This is a genomic window from Mesorhizobium sp. M1307, from assembly GCF_040318155.1.
Lineage (GTDB): Bacteria > Pseudomonadota > Alphaproteobacteria > Rhizobiales > Rhizobiaceae > Mesorhizobium.
Genome location: NZ_JAMYLR010000001.1, coordinates 57797 through 81288, shown reverse-complemented (window position 1 = coordinate 81288; position 23492 = coordinate 57797). Strand labels below are relative to the sequence as shown.

The following is a 23492-nucleotide window of genomic DNA, read 5'->3' as shown; positions in this document are numbered from 1 at the left end:
GATGCTTCCCAGCCCGTCGCGGACGTGCACGCAGGCATAATGGATGAACGGATATGGACCAGGCTGTCGACAAGCAAACGATGGTGGAAACCAGCGCGCCGCTGACCGAAACCGAGAAAAACGCCATCATCGGCGGCGTGCTTTTGTCGATGCTGCTGGCGGCGCTCGACCAGACCATCGTCGCGCCGGCGATGCCGACGATGGCACGTCTGCTCGGGCATGCCGAATATCTGCCATGGATCGTGACCGGCTATCTTCTGACCGCGACCGCCGTGGCGCCGCTCTACGGCAAGATCTCCGATATTTATGGTCGCCGGCCGACCGTCTATGCTGCAATCCTGATCTTTCTCGCCGGTTCGCTGGTCAGCGCCACGGCCCCCAACATGCTGGTCCTGGTTGTCGGCCGGGCGATCCAGGGCGCCGGCGGCGGTGGTCTGTTCGCCCTGACGCAGACCGTGATCGGCGACCTCGTGCCGCCGCGCGAGCGGGCCCGATACGCCGCCTGGATCTCGGGCACATGGGCCGTCGCCAGCATCGCCGGGCCGCTGCTCGGCGGCACCTTCGCCGAACATCTGCATTGGTCGCTGATCTTCTGGATCAACATTCCGCTGGGCCTGCTGGCCATGGCGATCATCAACAACCCGCTCAAGAAGCTGCCGATCGCCGCAAAACATCACCGCATCGACGGCCTCGGCGCGCTGCTTCTGGTCGCGGCCACCTCGCTGCTGCTGCTTGCCTTGAACTGGGGCGGCAGCGAGTATCCGTGGCTGTCGCCTGAAATCCTTGGACTGCTCGCCTGCTCGGCGGTGTTCTGGAGCGCGTTCGCGCTGCGACTCATGCGCGCGGCCGAACCGCTGATCTCGCTCGAAGTGCTCGGCAATCCGATCGTTCTCGCCGGCACATTGTCGATGTTCCTGCTGCAGGCCGCCAATGTCGGCTTGTCGGTCTATCTGCCGGTCTACCTGCAGTCGGTCGTCGGCCTGTCAGTCAGTCAATCGGGCACCGCGTTGCTTGGGCTGATGCTCGGCACGGTGGCCGGTGCGACCTTCAGCGCGCGAATGATCCCGCGCTTTTTTCACTATAAACGCATTGCCATGATCGGAACTGTTTTCTCGATCCTGTGCCTCGGCGTGCTCAGCCTGGTCGCCGGGCATGCCTCACTGTTGCTCGTCGAGGTGTTGACGACCTGCGTAGGCCTGGGCACAGGCACGACCTTTCCGGTTGCCACCGTCTCGGTCCAGAACGCCGTCGATCGTATGCACCTTGGCGTGGCGACCGGCGTTCTCACCTTCCTCCGCTCGCTGGGCAGCGCGCTTGGCGTCGCTATGCTCGGTGCCGTCGCCCTTGGTTACGGGCTGCCGCTGGCCAGCGAAGGCACGCAGCCGGCCGGCCATATCGCCTCGGCCATGCCGTTCGTGATGATCTTTCTTGCCGCGGCCGCGATCTTGCTGTTGTCGCTCATCACGCTCTGGCTGATGCCGGAGAAAACGCTTCGCGGCCATGCCGAGGCTGTGGCCCCAACCCTGGCCGAATAGACCTGTCCGGCGAAATCCGGCGAGCTTCAGTCGACCACGCCGAGCTTCTTGTGCAGGCTGGTCGACGAGGTCGTATACTGGAATACGATGCGCTCGCCGGGGCTGATGATGCGCTTGGCTGCCTGCGCCATCAAGGCGACCTCGTGGAAGCCCGACAGGATCAGCTTCAGCTTGCCGGGGTACCAGTTGATGTCGCCGACGGCGAAGATGCCGGGAACCGACGTCTGGAATTTTTCGGTGTCGACCGGGATCAGGTTCTCGTGGAGGTTGAGCCCCCATTCGGCGATTGGGCCGAGCTTCATCGTCAGGCCGAAGAACGGCAGCATCCGCGTGCACGGCACTTCGACATCGCCCTCCGGCCCCTTGATCGTGGCCGAGACTAGCTGGCCGTCGCTGCCGGTCAGGCCAGTCACCTGTCCAACCTGGAATTCCAGCTGCTTCATCTCCTGCATGGCATACATCTTGTTGACACTGTCGGGCGCTGCGCGGAATTCGGGCCGCCGGTGCACCAGCGTCACGCTCTTGGCGACCGGCTGCAGGTTCAGCGTCCAATCGAGCGCCGAATCGCCGCCGCCGACGATGACGAGGTCATGGCCGCGAAAGTCCTCCATCCGGCGCACCGAGTAGAACACGCTCTTGCCTTCATAGGGTTCGATGCCTGGAATCGGCGGCCGCTTCGGCTGGAACGAACCGCCGCCGGCGGCAATCACCACAATTTTGGTTTCGAACACCTCGTTTTCGTCGGTAATGACGCGGAAGCTGCCGTCGTCCAGCCTTTCCAGGCTCGAAACCATGCGGCTATAGGTGAATTCGGGCTTGAACGGCGCGATCTGCTCAAGCAGCTTGTCGACCAGGCCTTGCGCCGAGATCGAGGGCCAAGCCGGAATGTCGTAGATCGGCTTTTCCGGGTAGAGTTCGGCGCATTGCCCGCCGGGCCGGTCGAGTATGTCGATCAGATGGCACTTCATGTCGAAGAGGCCGAGCTCGAATACGGCAAACAGGCCGATAGGCCCTGCCCCGACAATGAGTACGTCCGTCTTGGTGATAGCGGTCATGAAGCATGCGCCTTTATGGGAAAACGGCGCGACACTGCATGACCATTGGTCCGCTGCCAAGCGGCAGCCGCAAAAATCGGCTTCAGCCCTGGCGGGCCGGCACACGCACGACCAGCCCGTCGAGGGCGTCGCGCACCTTGATCTGGCATGACAGCCGCGAGTTCGGCTGGACCTCGTAGGCGAAATCCAGCATGTCCTCTTCCATGGCTTCCGGCTCGCCGACCTCCGCCGTCCAGGCTTCGTCGACATAAACATGGCAGGTCGCGCAGGCGCAGGCGCCGCCGCATTCCGCTTCTATTCCCGGCACCGCATTGCGGATCGCATTTTCCATGACGGTCGAGCCGTTTTCGGCATCCACGTCAAAATGCGTGCCGTCATGGGCGATGAAGGTCAGCTTGGTCATTTGTCACCTGAAGGGAGTCTGAGCCGACATAATCACTCTGCCGGACAAGTCAACTGCGGCGCCAAAGCGCCGCTGTGTGGCGTTTTGGGAATAAGCGCTACCGGCTGATGGCGGCGACGAAGTCGCGCACTTCTTCGATCAGCGAGCCAAGCCGCTTCAGCGTGCTGGCGTCTTCGGGCCGGCATTCGATCGCGCTGGCGCAATCGGCAATGGCGAAGGCGCCGACCCCGCGCGCCGAGCCTTTGAGCCCGTGTGCCAATAGCAGCCGCTGCCTGACATCCGCATCGACGATCTTGTCGCGCACCGACAGCGCCTGCTGCACGAACAGAGCCAGCACCTCCTGCTCGAGGCTCCGATCGCCCATCGTCTGGCGCGCAAGATGCGCCAGGTCGATCGGCCGCGCCCCGGCTGTCCCCGACACGTCGCCGCCGGGCATCGAGAAGGCAATGCCGTTTTCGCCACGTATCACTTTGAGACTCCGTTCTTCGACCGCCGCAAAAACTAGGCGTATCCGGTGGACAACGGGTTAATGATTGGCCCGGAAAAATGTCGCGATAACGGCGCCGGAATCACGGCTGTGTTAACCTTATATTTAAAGTTTTACGTATCGGGCGGAATGCATGTTTTCTTTACCCGGCTGTGTCATTACGATACGACAGGTCCATTTTCAGCCTCCTGCGCGGGACACGCTAGGCAGAATCAATAAGCAGAACCATAAGTCCCGCGGCAGCTTGTACAGGGTAGCGAAGGCATGGCGAAGAAACCAACGACGACAAGAACGCTCGACAGCGACGTAGCCAGGGAACTTGAAAAGGCACTTGATATCGATCTGAGCGGCGATGCCGGCGGCGACTTCGACATGGCTGCATCCATGGAAGATCTCGAAGCGCAAATATCGCAAGCCGCCGACGAGCTGGCGCGCGAAGGTCGCAGCCAGAACGAAGCGCCTGCCCCGGACCAGACCCAGAACGCGGCACCTGCCGCCAATCAAAGCCAGATCGCAAATCCCGCGCCAAAGGCCAAGCCGGCTGAGTTGCGTCCTGTCGCAACGCGCAATGGCTCGCAGCCGGCAGCTTTCTCGCCGGCCAACGACGATCGTCAAAAAGACTATAAGACGCTCCTGCACACCCTCAATCGGCGCGCCTCGAACACGATCTACTGGGTCGTGGCTTTCGTTTCGCTGGCCTGGATCGCCGGCGCTGGCGGCCTTGCGAACCTGTTGTTCGGACCTGGCATCTGGAACATCCGCACCTTCGATCAGTTTTTCGCTCGTCCGGAGCTGATCGGCCTGGCGGTCGCGGCAATCGTGCCCGTCATCCTGTTCTGGGCATTCGCAGTGATGATTCGCCGCGCTCAGGAGATGCGCCTTGCCGCGCAGTCGATGACCGAGGTGGCCTTCCGTCTGGCCGAGCCGGAAAATCTTGCCCAGGATCGCGTCATGATGATCGGCCAAGCGGTTCGCCGCGAGGTGGCAGCCATGGGCGAAGGCATCGAACGCACGCTTGCGCGTGCCGTCGAGCTCGAAACGCTGGTCCACAGCGAGGTGAACCAGATCGAGCGCTCCTATTCAGAGAACGAGTCCCGCATCCGCTCGCTGGTCGACGGGCTGGGCAGCGAGCGCGAAGCGGTCGTCACCCATGCCGAGCGCGTGCGCGCCTCGATCACCGGCGCCCACGAGACACTGAAAGACGAGATCAACGCCGCCAGCGATATCATTCGCGACAGCATTCTCAACGCCTCGACCAAGCTGTCGATGACGATCAACGAATCCGGCGACACGCTGATCGACAGGATCAACGGAAGCTCGATGTCGATCTTCGATTCGGTGGAAGGCCGGCTCGAATCGATCACCGATCGGCTGTCGACGTCGGGCGAGGCCTTCGCCAGCCTGCTCGACACCCGGATCGCCAAGCTGACGGACACCACCGATGGCCTGACGCGGTCACTGACCGACCTGCTCGACGACCGCACGAGCGGCATGGTGTCGCTGCTCGGCGGTGCCGCCCGCACACTCAATTCGGAATTCGAAGCCAGCCTCAACGGCATCGAGCGGACGCTTGCCGAACGTGGCCAGGCGCTGATCAGCGAGTTCCAGACCCGCGCCGAGGCGCTCGACACCGGCACGCAGAAGCTCAACGCCGCGCTGGAGGCTCGCGCACGCCAGATCAACGAGACGCTGGTCGAGCGCGCCCGCGAAATCGCCCACACCTTCCAGGATAGCAAGGAGACGCTGTCGGCGATGATCGATCAGGGCAAGACCCAGATCGGCGCCGACATGGCCGACATCATTTCATCGACCTCGACCATGCTTGAAGCCCGCGCCGGCGATTTCGCCGGGCGCATGGAAGCGGCGCGCCATGTCGTATCGCGTTCGTTCGATACGGACATCGAGCGGCTTGCCGATGCTCGCGCCGGCATCGAGGAAGCCGTCGAGAACCACAGCCGCAAGCTTTCCGAAAGCCGCGACCGGATGGCGGCGGCAATGCAGGCCGATCTGGCGAAGTTCGCCGAAGGTCGCGCCGAAATCGACGCAGCGGTGGCTAACCAGGTGCAGAAGCTAGCCGAAGGCCGCGGCCTGATCTCGCGCGCCCTTGAAGAGGATCTGCGCAAGGTCAACGAATCGCGCGCAGCGATCGACGCTTCGCTGGGCAGCCATCTCGAAAGCCTTGAAGAGGGTCGCAACAGGCTTGCCCAGGCCTTGAACGAAGACTCTGGAAAACTCGTGCAAGCCCGCACGATAATTGATGAAATGGTTGCCGGGCATGTCGGCAAGCTCGCCGAAGGCCGCAGCATCCTTTCGCGCGCGCTCGAGGCCGACCTCGGCAAACTGGCAGAGAGTCGCGCCAGCATCGACGGCCTCGTCGCCGGTCAAGTCGAAAAGATCGCCGAGGGCCGCGCCATACTCGCCAGTGCGCTGGAAGCCGACATTGCCGGCATCAATGGCCTCATCGAGGCCCATTCGGCGAAATTGGCGCAAGACCGCAGTGGGCTTTCCCAGTCACTCGATAACGACCTGTCCGACCTCAGGAGCCTGATCGCCGATCATTCGGGCAGGCTCGCCGATGATCGCAGCCTGCTTTCGAAGACGCTTGAAGACGATCTTGCCAAGCTGGCCGAAAGTCGGTCGAGCATCGATGGGCTGGTTGCCGGCCAGGTCGAGAAGCTGGCCGAAGGCCGCGACATCCTCAAGCGCGCGCTGGAATCGGACCTGAACGCTATCAAGGGCGTCATCGCCGGCCAGTCCGAAAAGCTGGCGGAAGACCGTGGCCAGTTGTCGCGGGCACTGGAGAGCGACCTGCAGGCTGTGCGGGGCGTTGTCTCCGATCACATGAACAAGCTCGCCGAAGACCGTTCAACCCTTTCGAAGGCGCTCGAAGACGATCTCGCCAAGTTGGCCGAAAGCCGCTCGAGCATCGATGTGATGGTTGCCGGCCAGGTCGAAAAGCTGGCAGAGGGCCGCGACATCCTCAAGCGTGCGCTCGAAGCCGATCTGAGCACCGTCAAGGGCATTATCGCCAGTCAATCCGAGAAGCTGGCCGAGGATCGCGGTCAGCTGTCGCGGGCACTGGAGACCGATCTCGAGACCGTGCGGGGCGTTGTCTCCGAACATATGAACAAGCTTGCCGAAGACCGTTCGGCCCTGTCGAAAGCGCTCGAGGACGATCTTGCCAGGCTGGCAGAGAGCCGTTCGAGCATCGACGGGCTGGTCGCCGGCCAGGTCGAGAAGCTCGCCGAGGGTCGCGACATCCTCAAGCGCGCCTTGGAAGACGATCTTGCCAAGCTGGCCGAAAGCCGATCGAGCATCGACGGACTGGTTTCCGGCCAGGTCGAGAAGCTGGCCGAGGGTCGCGACATCCTCAAGCGCGCGCTGGAAGACGATCTTGCCAAGCTGGCCGAAAGCCGCTCGAGCATCGACGGACTGGTTTCCGGCCAGGTCGAGAAGCTGGCCGAAGGCCGCGACATCCTCAAGCGCGCCTTGGAGGCCGATCTCAGCACGATCAGGGGCGCCATCGCCGATCAGTCGCAGCTATTGACCGATAATCGCGCGCAGTTTTCGCGTGCGCTGGAAGCCGATCTCGGCAACGTCAACAGCCTTGTCGCAACCCACGCAGAGAAGCTCGTCCAGGACCGCTCGACCCTGTCGAAGGCGCTCGAGGACGATCTCGCCAAGCTGGCCGAAAGCCGCTCGAGCATCGATGGGCTGGTTGCCGGCCAGGTTGAGAAACTGGCGGAAGGCCGCGACATACTCAGGCGCGCGTTGGAAGCCGATCTGGAGAGGCTTGCAATGAGCCGCAGCGAAGTCGACGAGATCGTCGCCGGTCATGTCGGCAAGCTGAGCGAGGGCCGCGACGTGCTGACCCGCGCATTGCAGGACGATCTCTCCAGGCTCGCCGAAACGCGCAAGGATGTCGACCGTTCGCTGTCCGGCCATATCGACCAGATCGCCGCCAGGAGCACCGACATCTCCGATGCGATCGCTGCGGACGTAGAAAAGATCGAGCAGGCGTTCAGCCGGCAGACAGGCATCATTGAAGAGCGCGCCAGCACAATGGAGCGGGCGCTGTCGACGGGTGTCGACAACGTGCGCAGTGTGCTCGAAAGAAGCGCGGTCTTCGTCGCCGGCGCGCTGCGCGAGAAGGTCATGGAAGTTACCAGCGCGCTGCATGAGCAGGCGGGCGCGGCATTCAGCGATGCCGACCGCAAGATCGCCGAGCGCGCCGAGCAGACCTCGGCCGCCCTGCTCGCCAGGGCGGAGGACATCGCCCGCACCTTCGAGGAGGCGGATCGTCGCCTCGCCGCCCGCGCCGAGGATACGTCGAGCGCACTGATTGCCCGCGTCGACGACACGTCGAACACCTTGTTCGCGCGTGCCCAGGAAACGGCCGATCAGCTGGCAGCCCGGGCAAGTGAGATTGCCGGTACCTTCGACGCGGCGGACCACAGGCTGGTCTCTCGCGCCATCGAAACGGCCCAGTCGCTGGCTGCGCGTGCCGGCGACATCCTGCGCAATTTCGAAACAGCCGACGAGCGGCTGGGCGTGCGCATCGGCGAATCCGCCGAAGCGCTCGCGGCACGTGCGTCGGATCTCGGTCGCATTTTCGATGCCGCCGACCAGCAACTTATTTCGCGCATTGCCGAAGGCTCTGAAGCACTTTCGGCCCGTGCGTCCGAGATCGGCCGCATCTTCGAGGAGGCCGATCATCGCCTGGTGGCCCGTATCGCTGACAGCAGCACCGCAATCGGCGAACATGCCGACACCATTGTCGGTGCCTTCACCAGCACCGAGCAGCGGGTTGCCGAACGCGCCAGGCAGACTGGCCAGGAACTCGCCGTCCATGCCCGTGAAATCGAGCAGCTGCTTGCCGGTGCCGACGAACGCCTGGCATCGAGTGCTGCCGCCACTGCGGCCCGCGTCGAGGAGCAGGTCGCCACCGTCGAGAACCGCCTCGCCTACTCCGCCGAGACAATGGGCCAAAAGCTCAACGAACAAGTCTCGGGTGCCGAGGCGCAACTGGTCTCGCGCGCCAACTCGATCGCCGAAACCTTCACCGCGGTCGGCCAGCATATCGGCCAGAGCACCAATGACGCTGCAAAGACCATCGGTGCCAATACTCGCGAGCTCAATACGATGCTTGCGGCACGTTCGGCCGAAATATCGAAAATCCTGGACGAGACGGCACGGCCTCTGGTCGAGCGCTTCGCCCAGGGCGGCTCCGAGCTGCAAAAGAGCATGGAAGAGGTCACCGAACGTGCGACCGAGAAGCTGCGCACTCAAAACGCCGCCCTCGTCGACGCCCTCGCCAGCCGTACGGCCGAAACCCTGTCGGCCGTCGAAGGCGCGCGCTCGACGCTTGCCGACAGCGTTGCCGACCTCATCGGCCGCATGACCACCTCCAGCTCGCAGCTCGGTCAGTTGATCGAGCAGGCGGCGACCAATCTCGGCCAGGTCGACGAACGCCTGACCGGGAGCACGCAAAGCTTCGCGGCGACCACGGAAAAGACCGCGCAGACCTTCGCCAGTTCGGCGCGTCTGGTCGATTCGAACACGACGCGGCTCACCGAGCTGTCGTCGTCGACCTTGCGCGAGGTTGCTTCAATCGCCACCAAGTTCGACGAGCACAGCCGGTTGCTTTCCAGTGCCTCGGACCTGTTGAGCTCGGCCCAGAGCAATCTTGAGCACACGCTCGAAAGGCAATCGTCGCTGGAGGACCTTGCCGTCGGTCTTGTCAAGAAATCGGAAGATCTCGAAAGGGTCATGCGCTCGTTCGAGAATCTGGTCGGCCAGACGCTGCAGAACGCCGAAGGCAAGACGCTGGAATCCGCCGACAAGATCCGTACCGCGATTTCCGAAGTGGTCGATTCGGCAACCAAGCGCTTTGCCGATGCGACCGAGGAGATGCGGCGTACCGCCGGCTCGATCAAGAGCGAGCTCGACCTCACCCGGGCCGAGCTTAAGAAAGGCGTCATCGAGATGCCGGAAGAGGCAAAGGAATCAACCACGGCTATCCGCCGTGCCGTTTCAGAGCAGATCAACGCGCTGAAGGAACTTTCTGAAATCGTTGCGAAATCTGGCCGCAGCGCCGACAGTTCGGAACAGCGCAACCTGCGTCCGGCGCCGCAAGCGCCTGCCGCACGCCCCGCCGAACCGCCACGTCGCCCGGCTCCGGCTCCCGAACAGCGCCGTGCACCGCAGGCGCCTTCGGGCGAGACGGCGCTGCGCGGCACGCTCGACCTCGAACGTCCCGCAGACCAAGCGCCGCGCCAGCGCGACCCCAACGGCCGCACGCCGCAGGGCGGTTGGGTGCGTGACCTCCTGACCGGTGCATCACGCGAAGACGACGCCAAGCCGGCAGCGCCTGCCGAAGCGCCGCGCCCGGCTCCCGCTGCGCGGTCGCCGCTTCATGTCGTGGAATCGCTGAACTCGCTCTCGGTCGATATCGCACGCGCCATCGATCACGATGCCTCGATCGAGCTGTGGAACCGCTACCGGCGCGGCGAGCGCGACGTCTTCACGCGCCGACTTTACACGCTGAAGGGCCAGCAGACGTTCGACGAGATCCGCCGCAAATATCAGTCGGAGGCGGAGTTCCGCGCTGCTGTCGATCGTTACTGTGACGATTTCGAAAAGCTGCTCAAGGACGTGTCGCGCAACGACCGCGACAACATCATGGCACAGACCTACCTGACGTCGGATACCGGCAAGGTCTACACCATGCTGGCCCACGCCAGCGGCCGCCTGCACTAAGCGGGCGACAGAGAACAAACGAAAAGGCGGGATTTCCCGCCTTTTTTATGCCGTACTGAATTCCATTGGCGCTGTAGAGTGCCGTGCCGGCAGTTTCGGCTGTGTCAGATCACGGTGTCCGTCCAGCGGACGATTTGCCCTGCCGCATCGCCGAACGCGGCATCGAGCGCGCCGACATAGGCCTGGTTGCCATTGCCCGAAACGGGCGCGATGGCGCTAAACGTCTTCGACGCCCGCACTTCACCGTTGCGATCGTTCAACAGGCGCACGAACAGCTCGACCTCGGCATGTTCGCCGCCGTCGACACGCACCTCGAACGAGCGGATCTCGACGATCACCTGATAGTCGATCGCCAGCCCCTCGCCTGGCTTGCCAACGCCGGTGAAGCTGCCCGAGCGCTGGAACGTCTCTGCCAGCCGCGCCTGTACGATCATCGGCAGCCGGTCGGCCCATTGCGCGCCCTTGAGATACTGGATCGATCGCGGCGATGGCTTAATGACGATGTTCTGGCTGTCCAGCGCCTTGAGCGCCGATGGCTGGGCGATGAGGATCTGGCGACGGCTGTGGGCACGCGCTTCCAGCGACGGCGCCGAAAGCTCGAACGTATCCAGCGGCGCCGGCTTGCCGCCCAGCGCCGCGCAGCCGGCGAGCGAAAGCGCCAGCAGTGCCACTCCGGCCTTGAACCCACTCGATCTGACGCTGCCTGAACTGATCGACTTCAAACGCGATCCCCCCCGGATCGTGGAAACAATGCGCATCTGCCAGCTATGTTCTTGCGGTGGGCGCAGGCCGAAGTCAACGGCGCACCCTGCCGTCGAACTGCCGGACCTCACCCTCGCCGCCGGACAGGATCCGCTGTGGATTGCGGCTGAGGTCGGTCACCGCCTCTTCGATGCGGTTGATCGAACGACGGCTGTCCTGGACCAGCGATTCGACGTTTTGCAGCCCCTGTCCCGAGAACCGCGCCAGATTGTCGGTGATGGTGCCGAGGCGGGCGTTCAGCGTGTCGGCGACCTGCTTGAACGATTTGAGCGTCGCCCTGGCATCGGCCATGACGCCGTCGGCCTGACCGGAGCCGAGCAGTTTGTCGACCTTGGCAAGGATACCGTCGACTCGCACCGAGGCATCGTTGAGGCGTCCTGCGAGTTGGTGCGCGTCTTTGATGGTTTCGTCGATGTCGTCGGCCCGGTTGGCGAACTTGTTGGTCACCTTGGCGATGTCGGCGGCAGCCTCGTTGGCGTTTTCGCTGGCCTTCTGGATATTGGCCAGCGCGGTGCGAACCTCAGCCGGATCGATGCCGTCGAGAACGCCGTCGACCTTGGCCAGTGTGCCTTGCGTCTTCTGGGCGAAGTCGTTGATCGAGCCGACCGCGGTGTCCACGTTCTTGATGACCGTGTCGAACTGCTTGCTGGTTTCCTTGAGGTTGGAAGTGACCGTGTCGACATTGGCGACGATGCTCTTGATCTGGTCCTTGTCGACGGCGTTGAGTAGCCCTTCCGCCGCCTTCAGGGTGCCGTCGAGTTTGCCCGAAACACCCTTCAGTTCGTCCGCCAGCGAGCTGACGCTGGCCAGGAACTTGTCGACGCCGTCCGCATTCCTGGCCAGTGCATCGGAGAAGGTCTGGACATTGTTGACGGTCTGCGTCAGCGGCCCGCGAACATCCTTGGTGAAGCCTTCGAGCTCCGAAAGGACCTTGTCGGCGCGGGTGAAGATGTTCTGCGCTGTCTGTAGCAGATTGGTGACCGCCGACGGGTTGGCAACGATCTCGGCGACACGGCCTTCCTTTTCCGCCTCGTCGAGAAGTTTTGGCTCTTTGGGGTCGGCGCCCTTGAGCTCGATGTTGGCCTGGCCGGTGAGGCCGGCAAGCCCGATATCGGCCTGCGTCGACTTGGTGATAGGCGTATTCCGGTCTATTTCGGTGTCGGCGATAGCAGCGGTCGGATTGTCGACGTCGATATAGACACGGCGCACGTCGCCGACTTTGACGCCATTGAACAGCACGAAACTGCCACGGCCGAGCCCCGAAGCGGAGCCTGGAATGCGCACGCGCAGCACCGTCGTCTCACCCTTTTCGCCGATTGCCGCCGTCCAATAGACGAAAGCGAAAGCCGCGAGGATCGCGGCCAGCGTGAAAATGCCGACAATGACGTAGTTGGCCCTGGTTTCCATTGCTCACTTATGGCTATGCGCGCGCCGCAAGATCAAGTTGCCGGGCGCGTTTTCCGCGGAAATAGGATTTTACCCAGGGTTCTTCGCTCCTGAGCATGTCGTCGATCGTGCCCTCGACCAGCACTTTCTTGTTGCCGAGCACCGCCACGCGGTCGCACGCGGTAAACAGCGTGTCGAGATCGTGCGTGACCATATACACGGTCAAATCCATCGTATCGCGCAGTTTGACGACCAATTCGTCGAACTCAGCCGCGCTGATCGGATCGAGCCCGGAAGTCGGTTCGTCGAGGAAGACGATATCCGGATCGAGCGCCAGAGCGCGCGCCAGCGCAGCACGCTTAATCATGCCGCCGGAGAGCTCGGAGGGGAATTTCTGCGCCGCATCCGGCGGCAATCCCACCAACTCGACCTTGAGCATGGCAAGTTCGTCCATCAGCTTCTTCGGCAAATCGAGATATTCGCGCATCGGCACCTGGACGTTTTCGAGGACGGTCAGCGCCGAAAACAGCGCACCATGCTGGAACAGCACGCCAAGCCGCATGTCGATGCGAAGGCGCTCCCTTTCGGTTGCCCTCTCGACGTCGACCCCGAACAGTTTGATTGTTCCCGATTGCTTGCGCGTCAAGCCAAGGATGGTGCGCAAGAGAACAGATTTGCCGGCACCGGAGGCACCGACGAAGCCGAGAATCTCCCCGCGCCAGATATCGAGCGATAATTTGTCGAGAACGACCTGATCGGCGAACGACACCGTGACGTCGTGCGCCGACAGCACGATCTCGTCTTCTTTGGCTTTCGCCGCCACCTTGGTCGTGTTTGTGCCCGGCAGCGCCATCTCAGAACTCGATCGCTGCATAGAACATGGCGAAAAGCCCGTCGAGGATAATGACCACGAAGATCGACTTCACCACTGAGGCGGTCACATGCTGGCCAAGCGATTCGGCGCTGCCGCCAACCTTCATGCCCTCGACCGAGGCGATTATGCCGATGATCATGGCCATGAACGGCGCCTTGATCAGGCCGGCAAAGATGGTGCTGAGGTCGATTGCGACACGCAGCCGGTCGATGAACGCTGCCGGTGCAATATCGGAGTAGAGCCATGCAGCCAAAATGCCGCCGCCCAACGCGGCAAAGTTGGCGACGATCGTCAGGCAAGGCAGCGCGATGACCAGCGCGACCAGCCGCGGAAACACCAGCACGCCGATTGGATTAAGACCGATCACCTTCAGCGCATCGACCTCCTCGCGCATCTTCATCGAGCCGATCTCGGCGGTGATCGCACTGCCGGAGCGGCCGGCGATCATGATCGCCGTCATCAGCACGCCGAGCTCGCGCAGGATCAGCACCCCGACCAGGTCGACGACGAAGATGTCGGCGCCGAAATAGCTGAGCTGATAAGCGCCTTGCTGGGCGACGATCGCACCGACGATGGCCGACATCAGCACGACTACCGGTATGGCGCCGACACCCATGCGATCGATCTGGTTGAAGATCGCCGCCATGTTGACGGCATGGCCACGGCCAAGCTTCATCTGCGAGCCGCGTATCGTGGCGCCGAGGATATTCATTGCGGCCAGGAAATCGTCGCGCATCTCATAAACGCGCCGGCCAACCGCCTCGAGCCCGCGAATGATGAAGTTGGGCGGCTTTGCCGGACCTGATTCGGGCTCGCGTCGGACCGCATCACCGACGGCGCCGAGCAGGATCGAGGCAATCTCGCTTTGCCCCTGCATCGTGATCTCGACGCCCTTCTTTTCGAAGCTGCTGACCAGGCGGTCGATCAGCCACGCCCCGGCTGTGTCCATCTTCTCGATTTGTGAAAGGTCGAGCGCCAGCGTCTTGAAGCCGCTGCGCTTCTCGATCTTGCGCATCTCGGCATCGACCAGCGCCACGGTGCGCGTCGTCCAGGTTCCCGAGAAAGCGCAGCCGAGAACGCCGCCCTCCTCGCCGATCGCGATGCGCGGCTGGTGGTCGGGCTCCTTGGCAGGGCCGCTTGCGTCGCGTTTGCGGATGGTCAACATGGCGTCCTGTTTAGCCTGACGGGGCCGACCTGTCGATTTGCCGATATCCTCCTTGTTGCACAGCCGGAGCAGAAAAATATGGCGCGTGTCATTTCGGTCGAGGCCGAGCGCTTTCCGATAGCCGGGACCTTTACCATTTCGCGCGGCTCGAAGACCGAAGCGGAGGTGATTTCCTGCGCCATCACCGAAAACGGCCGTACAGGACGCGGCGAATGCGTCCCTTACAAGCGCTATGGCGAAACCATGGAGGATGTGCGCGACGCGATCGAGGCGATGCGCAGCGAGATCGCGCGCGGCATCAGCCGCATCGCCCTGCTCGATGCCATGCCTGCCGGCGCGGCACGCAGTGCCATCGACTGCGCGCTCTGGGACCTGGAAGCGAAGATCAGCGGAACACCCGTGGCGCATACGATACGAACCGTTCCGTTACGACCGCTTGAGACGGCGTATACATTGTCGCTCGCCGAGCCGGAGGCGATGGCGGGGCAGGCCCGCGCTAACGCCCAGCGCCCGCTACTCAAGGTCAAGATCGGCGGCGACAACGACATCGCGCGCATCCGTGCAGTGACGGCGGCAGCACCCGACAGCCGAATCATTCTCGACGCCAATGAGGGCTGGAATGACGACAATATCGTCGCAAACCTCGCCTTTGCCGCCGAGCACGGTATCGCCTTGATCGAACAGCCGCTGCCGGCGGGACATGACGGTATTCTTCGCCACATCGCACATCCGGTACCGATCTGTGCCGACGAAAGCGTGCACGAGGCGAAGGACCTTGAAGCGCTTGTCGGCCTTTACGACGCCGTCAACATCAAGCTCGACAAATCGGGTGGCCTGACCGCTGCACTCGTGCTTCGCGACCGCGCCCGGGAACTGGGTCTTGGTGTCATGGTCGGCTGTATGGTCGGCACATCGCTTGCGATGGCGCCGGCCGTGCTGTTGGCGCAGGATGCCGATTTCGTCGATCTCGACGGTCCGCTGCTGCTGGCCCGCGACCGCGTTCCCGGTCTCGTCTACCAAGGTTCGCTGGTGTCACCGCCCGAGCGGGCGCTGTGGGGCTGAACGCGCGGCAAGCCCGATCAGAGCCAGGCCCGTCAGGGCGATCGGGATCATCGCAAAGAAGCCATTCGCGCCGAAGCGGTCGTAAAGAGGACCGGAAATCAGCGTCGCCGCCGCCATGAAGAAGCCATTGGAGAAGTAGGCGATGCCTTGCGCCGCCCCGGTGCGTTCTTCCGCGACCGTCTCACCGATCATCTTTTGCAGGCCGATCAGCACCAGCGCCACCGAAACCACGTGCAGCGTCTGGATCGCGAAAAACCCGCCAACGCCAAGCCCAAGCGGCCAGATCAGCGGAAAGGCGAACCAGCGCACGATCGCGCCGATCCCGGCAATCAGCATGATCGAGACGACCGAGAAGGAGGCGAAAGCGCGGGTGAAAACGACGAACATGCATATCTCGGCGACGACGCCCCACCCCCACAGAAGCCCGACAACCGAATCGCTGATGCCGATCGACTTCCAGTAGATCGACACGAAACCGTAGAGAAATGCGTGGCTGGCGGTGATGACGCCGACGCCTGTCGAAAAATAGAGGAAGTACCGGTTGAGGAGTTTCGGTGCCGATTGCTGGATATCGGCGGCCGAAAGCGGCGAGGCGCGGCGTGGACGGCCAAGGCGCGGCGCAATCAGTCCGGCGGCTAGCGCGGCACACAGCGCCGCGAAGATGATCACCGGGACAGCCTGGGCACCGCTCGCCGACAGGATGAAACCGCCGGCGAGATTGGCACAGAGATAGGAGATCGAGCCCCATTTGCGCATGCTTGCGTAATTCGAGCCGAAGCGGCGAACACCTGAAAGGGCGAGCGAATCGGCAATCGGCGAATGCGGCGTCCAGACGACCGTCAGGGCCAGCGACACGGCAAGTACCGTTGCGTAGGTCGGCGGCAGGAGGTAGCCGGCGGACAGGATCAGCGATGCGGCGACCAGCGCAACATAGACATTGGCGCGGTCGCTCGCTTTGTCTGCCAGCGCAGTAAGAAAAGGCGTCGTCGCCACGCGCAGGAACATCGGCGCGGCGAGGATCACGGCTATCTGTTCGGCATGGAACCCCTTCGCCTGCAGCCACAGCGGGAAATACGGCACATGCGTCCCGAGCGGAACGAAGAGCGTAAAGAAGATCAAGCTCATGCGCAGTTCGAAATGGCGTGGCTTGACGAGCTGTTCGGGCGAAAGCGGCGGCAGCGAGGACATTGACAGGCGATCCGTCGGCACGGCATTCAGCCGGGTCGGCCCGCCACACCTGCCGCTGCTTAACACGGCGAAAAAGTCGATGAAACCGCTGGACTAACCGATTGAAGCGAGATGCGGCCGGATTTGGTCAAGCCGCCTGGACTGCCCTGCCCTTGATGTCGATCGGCACGAGCACCTCGCTGCCGACCGGAGTCTCCGGCAGGACATGCGCCCAGTGCAGGATCTCCATCCTGCCGTCAAAATGCTCGACCACCGCCGTGCAGCTCTCCACCCAGTCGCCCGTGTTGATGTATTGCACGTCCTCATAGCTTTCGATCGCGGCATGGTGGATGTGCCCGCAGATCACGCCGTCGACATGCGAGCGGCGCGCCTCCTCGGTCAGCACGGTCTGGAACGAGCCGATGAAATTCACCGCCTTCTTGACCTTGACCTTGGCCCAGGACGAGAACGACCAGTAAGGCAGGCCGAGCACCTGGCGCAGACGTGTGATGACGCGGTTGAGCAGGATCGCCGCGTCGTAGGCATAGTCGCCGAGATAGGCCAGCCAGCGCGCATTATGGACGACGGTGTCGAACTGGTCGCCATGGATGACAAGAAGGCGTTTGCCGTCGGCGGTCTCGTGGATGGCGCGGTCGGCGACGACAATGCCGCCGAAATGAACGCCCTGGAACTGTCGCGCGAACTCGTCATGGTTGCCGGCGATGTAGGTGATGCTGGCGCCCTTGCGCGCCTTGCGCAGCAATTTCTGGATCACGTCGTTATGGCTTTGCGGCCAATGCCAGCTTCGTCTCAGGCGCCAGCCGTCGACGATGTCGCCGACGAGATAGATGATATCGGCATCGTGATGGCGCAGGAAATCGATCAGGAATTCGGCCTTCGCCGCCTTCGATCCGAGATGGACGTCGGAGATGAACATGCTGCGGAAAGTGCGAGGCTCTGCGCCGGACATCATTTGTCACCGTTGCTTTCGCCTGAGCCTATGCTCCGATTCATGCAACAACCGTATGACGGTTGCGATTGGTCCAGCCATCCGGATAGGTTGCCGCGGCAATCAGAGGAGAAAATCACCATGGATCTCGGCATTCGCGGCAAGAAGGCCATCGTCTGCGCTTCGAGCAAAGGCTTGGGACGCGGCTGCGCCATGGCACTGGCAGAGGCAGGTTGCGATCTGGTGATCAATGGCCGCAACGCCGACGTGCTGGCCAAAACCGCCGCTGAACTGCGCGAGAAATTCGGCGTCAAGGTGACCGAAATCGTCGGCGACGTATCCAAGCCCGATGTCCAGAAGGCGCTGCTTGCCGCCTGCCCCGATCCCGACATCCTCGTCAACAACAATGGCGGTCCGCCGTTTCGCGATTTCCGCGCGCTCGACCGCGAAAAGATCCTCGAGGGCGTCACCCAGAACATGGTGACCCCTGTCGAACTGGTTCAGGCCGTGATCGACGGCATGGCGGCGCGCGGCTTCGGCCGCATCGTCAACATCACCTCGCTGTCGGTCTATGTGCCTATCCCCGGCCTCGACCTGTCGTCCGGCGCCCGCGCCGGCCTCACTTCGTTCCTCGCCGGCGTCGCGCGCACGGTGATCGACCGCAATGTGACGATCAACAACATGCTGCCGGGAAAACTCGATACCGACCGGCTGCGCGGCCCGCACGAGGCCGGCACGCCCGAAGATCCGGCCGCCGCCGCCGCGCGCAAAGCGCAAGCAGCAGCCAACGTTCCGGCCAAACGGCTCGGTACACCGGAGGAATTCGGCCAGATCTGCGCCTTCCTGTGCTCGGTTCATGCCGGTTACCTGACCGGGCAGAACATACCGGTCGACGGCGGCCTCTACGTCAGCGCGTTTTAGTGGCAGAATCCAAGGCTTGGTTACCCTCTGGACGGCGGAAGAACGACCCTTTGCGGTTGTTGGGTTGCGAGCGCCGCATGATGCGATCTGATCTTTCCTGACATCCGGAGAAGGGAGAATTCCTTTGCCAATGCATGCAACCTACCGAGCGAATCCGATACTCGCGATCCCAATTCCCCCCACCAGGATCAGGCTCACGGCCCACACAGTGTCGAGATTGAACCAGCTTTGTGAGATGAACTTGGGTCCGAGCCATCGATAGACGGCAATGGCGATAACACCGCCGCTTACAATCATCGCGGCCGTATGGACTACGGAGACGGCGGTGGCGGTGATCAGATTACCTGCCATGAGCGTGATAGCCGCCTGGTGTCCAACATCGAGATCGCCTGCCTGGCACAGGCCGAGATAAATCGGCACCAGCATCAGCCCGGCGCCATGCGCGGTGGCGGCCGCGAAGGACCACAAGGCCAGTTGTGCCGGCGGGATACGGGCAAGAACACGCGGGTGGCGCCGGTTGATCAGGAGATAGATCCCGGCTGCGATCACAATCAATCCCGCCGCGATGCGAATCTGTCGTTCCCAGACGATGAGCGTCAGCATCGCGCCGAAGGGCAGCAGGATACCGATCATCGCCACAAAGTGGCCCATTGCCAAAAGGCCGAGCGCCCGGAACAATTCGCCGGCACGTCTGTCCAAAAGTCCGGTCGAAACGGCCAACGGCCAGCCCATGCCAGGATTGATACCGTGATAAATACCGCTGGCGACGACGGCCAGCCAGAGACCGGCCGTCGTCCACTCGCTCATCGCTTCATTGACCCGGGCAGTCGGTTACACCGACGGATAGCAGAACGAATCCGTCGAGCAATCGCCGCCTTCCAGACGAATCTGGTGGGAGCGATACCCCTCGGGGAATTCGACATAAAAGTTCTTGTCCAGGGTGATCCCACCGTTCTCGCCGACATTGGCCTTGACCATGGCTGCCGGAATACCATCGCGATAGAACTGGTCGTCCCAAGTCGAATACAGGGAGTTGGTCCAGTAAACGCGTTTGCCGTCGCGGCTGATCTCGACCATCTGCGGTCCGCCCCTGTAGTCGCCGCCGCCGGGATGCTTGGTCTTGCGCGTGATGCCGCCAATATGGATGGACCCTGCAACCTTAGGCTTCATCGGATCGGTCACATCGTATTGGCGCATCTCGCCGGTGCCCCAGCAGGATACGTAGAGGAATCGGTCATCGAGCGACAGGTCGATGTCGGTTACTAGCGGCGGCACCGCCTCGAAGCCCTGAAGCAACGGCGGCAGGTCATCCTTGGCGGCTGCCTCGGGCGGGATGGTCGCCGTCTTTTCGCAATGGAATTTGCCGCCCTCGCGCCACCAGGTCCAGATCGATCCCTCGAGGTTTGTCGTGTCGACGACCACTCCAAGGAAACCGTATTCCTTGACCGGGTCATGGGCGGGGCGGACTTCCAGCGCCATCTGGTGGTTGGCGCCCAGATCGATGGTCTGCACGTTCCTACGTTCGCGCAAATTCCAGAAATGCACCCGGTGTCCATATTTGTTCGACAGGAGGTCTTCAGGCACGATGCCCTGCTCGAACTGGGGCGGAAGGGCCCACTCGCTCGACACCATGTAGTCGCGTGGCAGGTTCCACCAGAAATCATATTGCTTGTCCTGCGGCCCGCGATCGATCTCGTAGCGCCCGATGACGTCGAACGTCTGGCAATCCATGACAAAGATGCCGGGAGGTCCGTCGGTGCCGTCAGGGCCACCGCCCCCAAGCGTCGAGACATAAATACCTTCCGGACCGCAGTGAATCGTATGAGGCCTGGAATAGCCCGTCTTGGCAAACACCTCTTCTGGCTCGATGACCTTGTGGATCTTGGCCTTGGTCGGTCCGCCCTTGGTGTCTATGACGTAAATGCGCGAAGATCGAATACCGGGAATGATCAGAAAGCGGCGCTCGAGAAACGGGTGACCATTCAGCGGCGAAAGGGCCGACGAGCACGCGTTCCAGCCGAAATGGTGAAACTCGTCGCCTTTGTTCGGCATTATCACGCTATGGACGACCTTGCCGTAGTCCTTCGACTTCGGGTTTACGTCAACTATGGCTAGTCCATCTGGCTGAGAGAAGTCGGGACTCAACATCAAAGTGTAGGCAAAATTTTCGACTGGCGCCTGCATTGCGAGCTTGGCAGTCGCGTGGAAAGTCGGGTCTGGCCGTACAGTCATTGTCGTCCTCCCTTGGCAGGTTAAGCAGTCCGACCGACAATCAGGGGCACGATCTGTGACGCGTTTGGATGTCCGCCGAAAACGTCGGGGCGCTTTGTTGTTCGCACGCTATTTCGTGCGACTTTTCGAAGAATCTCACGGATTTTGGAGAACTGCAATGTCGACTTGTTTCGCCGCGAGGCCTCTGTGAGTGACGAGCGCCACCAGACATTCGAACTGGGCGGCGTACCTCGCCGCAGCACCCCGCCTATCGCCCCAACATCTCAATGGCAGACCGCACAGGAGGGCGGGGGTGCAAGCCGTAAGCTCGCGCTTGCGACATATCACCCCTCGAAAAGGCTCGGCTGCATGCTAAGAGACTCAAAACATCAAACGGACTGAACTGAGGAGGCGGCCGTCATGACAGGCGAAAGCAAGAAGGCGGCCCGATCCGACCTCGACGAAGCCGCCCTCTACTTCCACAAGCACCCGAGGCCCGGAAAGCTCGAAATCCAGGCAACGAAGCCCCTCGGCAACCAGCGCGACCTGGCGCTCGCCTATTCGCCCGGCGTGGCGGCGCCCTGTCTGGAGATCCGCGACAATCCGGCAACCGCGGCCGACTATACGGCGCGCGCCAATCTGGTCGGCGTCGTCTCCAACGGTTCGGCGGTGTTGGGCCTCGGCAATATCGGCCCGCTCGCCTCCAAGCCGGTGATGGAAGGCAAGGCGGTGCTGTTCAAGAAGTTCGCCGGCATCGATGTCTTCGACATCGAGATCGACGCACCGGGCATCGAGCGCATGGTCGAGACGATCTCGGCGCTGGAACCAACCTTCGGCGGCATCAACCTGGAAGACATCAAGGCGCCTGAATGCTTCGAGGTCGAGGAGCAGTTGAAAGCGCGCATGGGCATACCGGTCTTCCATGACGACCAGCACGGCACCGCCATCATCGTCGCCGCCGCCGTGCTCAACGGGCTGGAATTCGCCGGCAAGTCCATCTCGGACATCAAGATCGTCACGTCAGGCGCCGGCGCTGCGGCGCTTGCGTGCCTCAACCTTCTGGTCTCGCTCGGCGCGCGGGTCGAAAACATCTGGGTCACCGACCGGTTCGGCGTCGCCCATAAGGGCCGCGTCGAGGAGATGGACCGCTGGAAAGACCCTTATGTGAAGGACACCGAAGCGCGCACGCTGGCCGACGTTCTGCCCGGCGCCGACGTGTTTCTCGGCCTGTCTGCCGCCGGCGTGCTGAAACCGGAATTGCTGCACCACATGGCGCCCAAGCCGCTCATCCTGGCGCTGGCCAACCCCAATCCCGAGATCATGCCGGAAGCGGCACGTGCAGCACGGCCCGACGCGATGATCTGCACGGGCCGCTCCGATTTCCCCAATCAAGTCAATAACGTACTCTGTTTTCCTTATATCTTCCGTGGCGCGCTGGACTGCGGAGCCAGCGCCATAAACGAGGAGATGAAGATGGCTGCGGTGCGGGCGATCGCAGCCCTTGCCCGCGAAGAGCCGTCCGATGTCGCCGCCCGCGCCTATTCCGGCGAGACGCCGATCTTCGGTCCTGAGTTCCTGATCCCCTCGCCTTTCGATCCGCGGCTGATCCTGCGCATTGCCCCTGCCGTCGCCAAGGCAGCCTGCGAGACCGGCGTCGCGACCCGGCCGATCACCGATTTCGCCGCCTATATCGACAAGCTGAACCGCTTCGTCTTCCGCTCCGGCCTGGTCATGAAGCCGGTATTCTCGATGGCCAAGACGTCGAGCGCCAAGCGCGTCATCTATGCCGACGGCGAGGACGAGCGCGTGCTTCGCGCCGCGCAGGTCGTGCTCGAGGAAGGCATTGCCGAACCGATCCTGATCGGCCGCCCGCATGTCATCGAGGTGCGGCTGAAGCGCTACGGGCTGCGCATCAAGCCGGGCGTCGATTTCGGCTTGATCAACCCGGAAGACGATCCGCGTTACCGTCACTACGTCGATCTCTTGATCGAGCTTGCCGGCCGGCGTGGCGTGACGACGGAAGCGGCGCGCACCATGGTGCGCACCGACAATACGGTGATCGCCGCCCTTGCCCTGAAACGCGGCGATGCCGACGCCATGGTCTGCGGCCTCGAAGGCCGTTTCGAGCGCCATTTGCGCAACGTCACGCTGATCATCGGACCGCGCGCCGGCATTAGGGATCGCGACCTGTCGACGCTTTCGATGCTGATCTCGCAGCGAGGCATCATTTTCCTCACCGATACCCATGTCTCGGTCGACCCGACCGCCGAGGAGATTGCGGAAATGACCGTTCTGGCGGCCGAGGAGATTCAGCGTTTCGGCATCGAGCCCAAGGCAGCCCTGCTTTCGCATTCGGATTTCGGCTCCCGCGATTCGCCAAGCGCCATGAAGATGCGGCAGGCAGCGGCAATCCTGGCGCGCATCGCGCCCGACCTGCAATGCGACGGCGAGATGCATGCCGACTCGGCACTGTCGGAACAGCTGCGCCAACGCGTCTATCCGCATTCGCGGCTGAAGGGCGAAGCCAATCTGCTGGTGTTTCCCAATCTCGATTCGGCGAACATCACGCTGACGGCACTGCGCACAATGATGGACGCGCTGCATGTCGGCCCGATCCTGCTCGGCACCGATAGCCCGGCGCACATATTGACCCCGTCGGTCACGTCGCGCGGCGTCGTCAACATGACGGCACTGGCCGTGGTGGAAGCCGCGCACAAGGCGCAAGCCATCGTCGATCTGGGGTAGCCGCGGGCTTT

At 62.7% G+C, this 23492-nt stretch carries 16 protein-coding genes; 5 read left to right on the top strand and 11 right to left on the bottom strand.

Annotated features, from left to right (window positions below; translation table 11 throughout):
• Nucleotides 1–53: 53 nt before the first annotated feature.
• A complete protein-coding gene (locus NKH16_RS00335; protein ID WP_352455682.1) occupies nucleotides 54–1535 on the top strand; it encodes an MDR family MFS transporter in 1482 nt (493 codons plus the stop codon).
• A gap of 26 nt (nucleotides 1536–1561) precedes the next feature.
• Here the strand turns inward: NKH16_RS00335 and NKH16_RS00330 are convergent, their stop codons facing one another.
• The 3 genes from NKH16_RS00330 to NKH16_RS00320 all read right to left on the bottom strand — a co-directional run bounded on the left by NKH16_RS00330 (nucleotide 1562) and on the right by NKH16_RS00320 (nucleotide 3459).
• A complete protein-coding gene (locus NKH16_RS00330; RefSeq protein ID WP_352448733.1) occupies nucleotides 1562–2590 on the bottom strand; it encodes an NAD(P)/FAD-dependent oxidoreductase in 1029 nt (342 codons plus the stop codon).
• A gap of 82 nt (nucleotides 2591–2672) precedes the next feature.
• Complete coding sequence (locus NKH16_RS00325; RefSeq protein WP_023674833.1) at nucleotides 2673–2993, bottom strand: 2Fe-2S iron-sulfur cluster-binding protein; 321 nt, start codon at nucleotides 2991–2993, stop codon at nucleotides 2673–2675.
• A 97-nt stretch (nucleotides 2994–3090) separates the two neighbouring features.
• A complete protein-coding gene (locus NKH16_RS00320; RefSeq protein ID WP_292660938.1) occupies nucleotides 3091–3459 on the bottom strand; it encodes an Hpt domain-containing protein in 369 nt (122 codons plus the stop codon).
• Between the two features lie 285 nt (nucleotides 3460–3744).
• On the opposite strand from NKH16_RS00320, the gene NKH16_RS00315 reads away from it, so the two are divergent.
• Complete coding sequence (locus tag NKH16_RS00315) at nucleotides 3745–10239, top strand: apolipoprotein A-IV repeat region-like domain-containing protein (RefSeq protein ID WP_352742603.1); 6495 nt, start codon at nucleotides 3745–3747, stop codon at nucleotides 10237–10239.
• 104 nt (nucleotides 10240–10343) lie between these two features.
• On the opposite strand, the gene NKH16_RS00310 is transcribed toward NKH16_RS00315, so the two are convergent.
• The 4 genes from NKH16_RS00310 to NKH16_RS00295 are packed head-to-tail and all read right to left on the bottom strand — an operon-like array spanning nucleotide 10344 to nucleotide 14426.
• Complete coding sequence (locus NKH16_RS00310; protein WP_352742602.1) at nucleotides 10344–10997, bottom strand: ABC-type transport auxiliary lipoprotein family protein; 654 nt, start codon at nucleotides 10995–10997, stop codon at nucleotides 10344–10346.
• 37 nt (nucleotides 10998–11034) lie between these two features.
• Complete coding sequence (locus NKH16_RS00305) at nucleotides 11035–12408, bottom strand: MlaD family protein (protein WP_352540616.1); 1374 nt, start codon at nucleotides 12406–12408, stop codon at nucleotides 11035–11037.
• 13 nt (nucleotides 12409–12421) lie between these two features.
• Nucleotides 12422–13240: an ABC transporter ATP-binding protein gene (locus tag NKH16_RS00300; RefSeq protein ID WP_352593549.1), complete on the bottom strand. Its 819-nt coding sequence runs from the start codon at nucleotides 13238–13240 to the stop codon at nucleotides 12422–12424.
• A gap of 1 nt (nucleotide 13241) precedes the next feature.
• Nucleotides 13242–14426 (bottom strand): ABC transporter permease, encoded by a 1185-nt coding sequence (locus NKH16_RS00295; protein WP_352742600.1) that lies wholly within the window; start codon nucleotides 14424–14426, stop codon nucleotides 13242–13244.
• Between the two features lie 78 nt (nucleotides 14427–14504).
• On the opposite strand from NKH16_RS00295, the gene dgcA reads away from it, so the two are divergent.
• A complete protein-coding gene (gene dgcA, locus NKH16_RS00290; RefSeq protein WP_352742599.1) occupies nucleotides 14505–15488 on the top strand; it encodes an N-acetyl-D-Glu racemase DgcA in 984 nt (327 codons plus the stop codon).
• Here dgcA and NKH16_RS00285 read toward each other — a convergent pair.
• Together NKH16_RS00285 and NKH16_RS00280 are read right to left on the bottom strand one after the other, a co-directional pair.
• Entirely contained in the window at nucleotides 15459–16676 is a 1218-nt protein-coding gene (locus tag NKH16_RS00285; RefSeq protein WP_352742597.1) for an MFS transporter, read from the bottom strand. The two genes, dgcA and NKH16_RS00285, sit on opposite strands and share 30 nt — an antisense overlap.
• A 127-nt stretch (nucleotides 16677–16803) precedes the next feature.
• A complete protein-coding gene (locus NKH16_RS00280; RefSeq protein WP_352742595.1) occupies nucleotides 16804–17625 on the bottom strand; it encodes a UDP-2,3-diacylglucosamine diphosphatase in 822 nt (273 codons plus the stop codon).
• Between the two features lie 120 nt (nucleotides 17626–17745).
• Here NKH16_RS00280 and NKH16_RS00275 point away from each other — a divergent pair, with 120 nt between their 5' ends.
• Entirely contained in the window at nucleotides 17746–18525 is a 780-nt protein-coding gene (locus tag NKH16_RS00275) for an SDR family oxidoreductase (RefSeq protein WP_352502482.1), read from the top strand.
• Nucleotides 18526–18666: 141 nt separating this feature from the next.
• Here the strand turns inward: NKH16_RS00275 and NKH16_RS00270 are convergent, their stop codons facing one another.
• Together NKH16_RS00270 and NKH16_RS00265 are read right to left on the bottom strand one after the other, a co-directional pair.
• Entirely contained in the window at nucleotides 18667–19332 is a 666-nt protein-coding gene (locus NKH16_RS00270) for a hypothetical protein (protein WP_352448725.1), read from the bottom strand.
• Between the two features lie 24 nt (nucleotides 19333–19356).
• Nucleotides 19357–20757: a selenium-binding protein SBP56-related protein gene (locus tag NKH16_RS00265; protein ID WP_352897909.1), complete on the bottom strand. Its 1401-nt coding sequence runs from the start codon at nucleotides 20755–20757 to the stop codon at nucleotides 19357–19359.
• Between the two features lie 399 nt (nucleotides 20758–21156).
• Between NKH16_RS00265 and NKH16_RS00260 the strand changes: the two genes are divergently transcribed.
• Nucleotides 21157–23481, top strand: a complete 2325-nt coding sequence (locus NKH16_RS00260; RefSeq protein WP_352742592.1) for an NADP-dependent malic enzyme — start codon at nucleotides 21157–21159, stop codon at nucleotides 23479–23481.
• The last annotated feature ends 11 nt before the right edge of the window (nucleotides 23482–23492 follow it).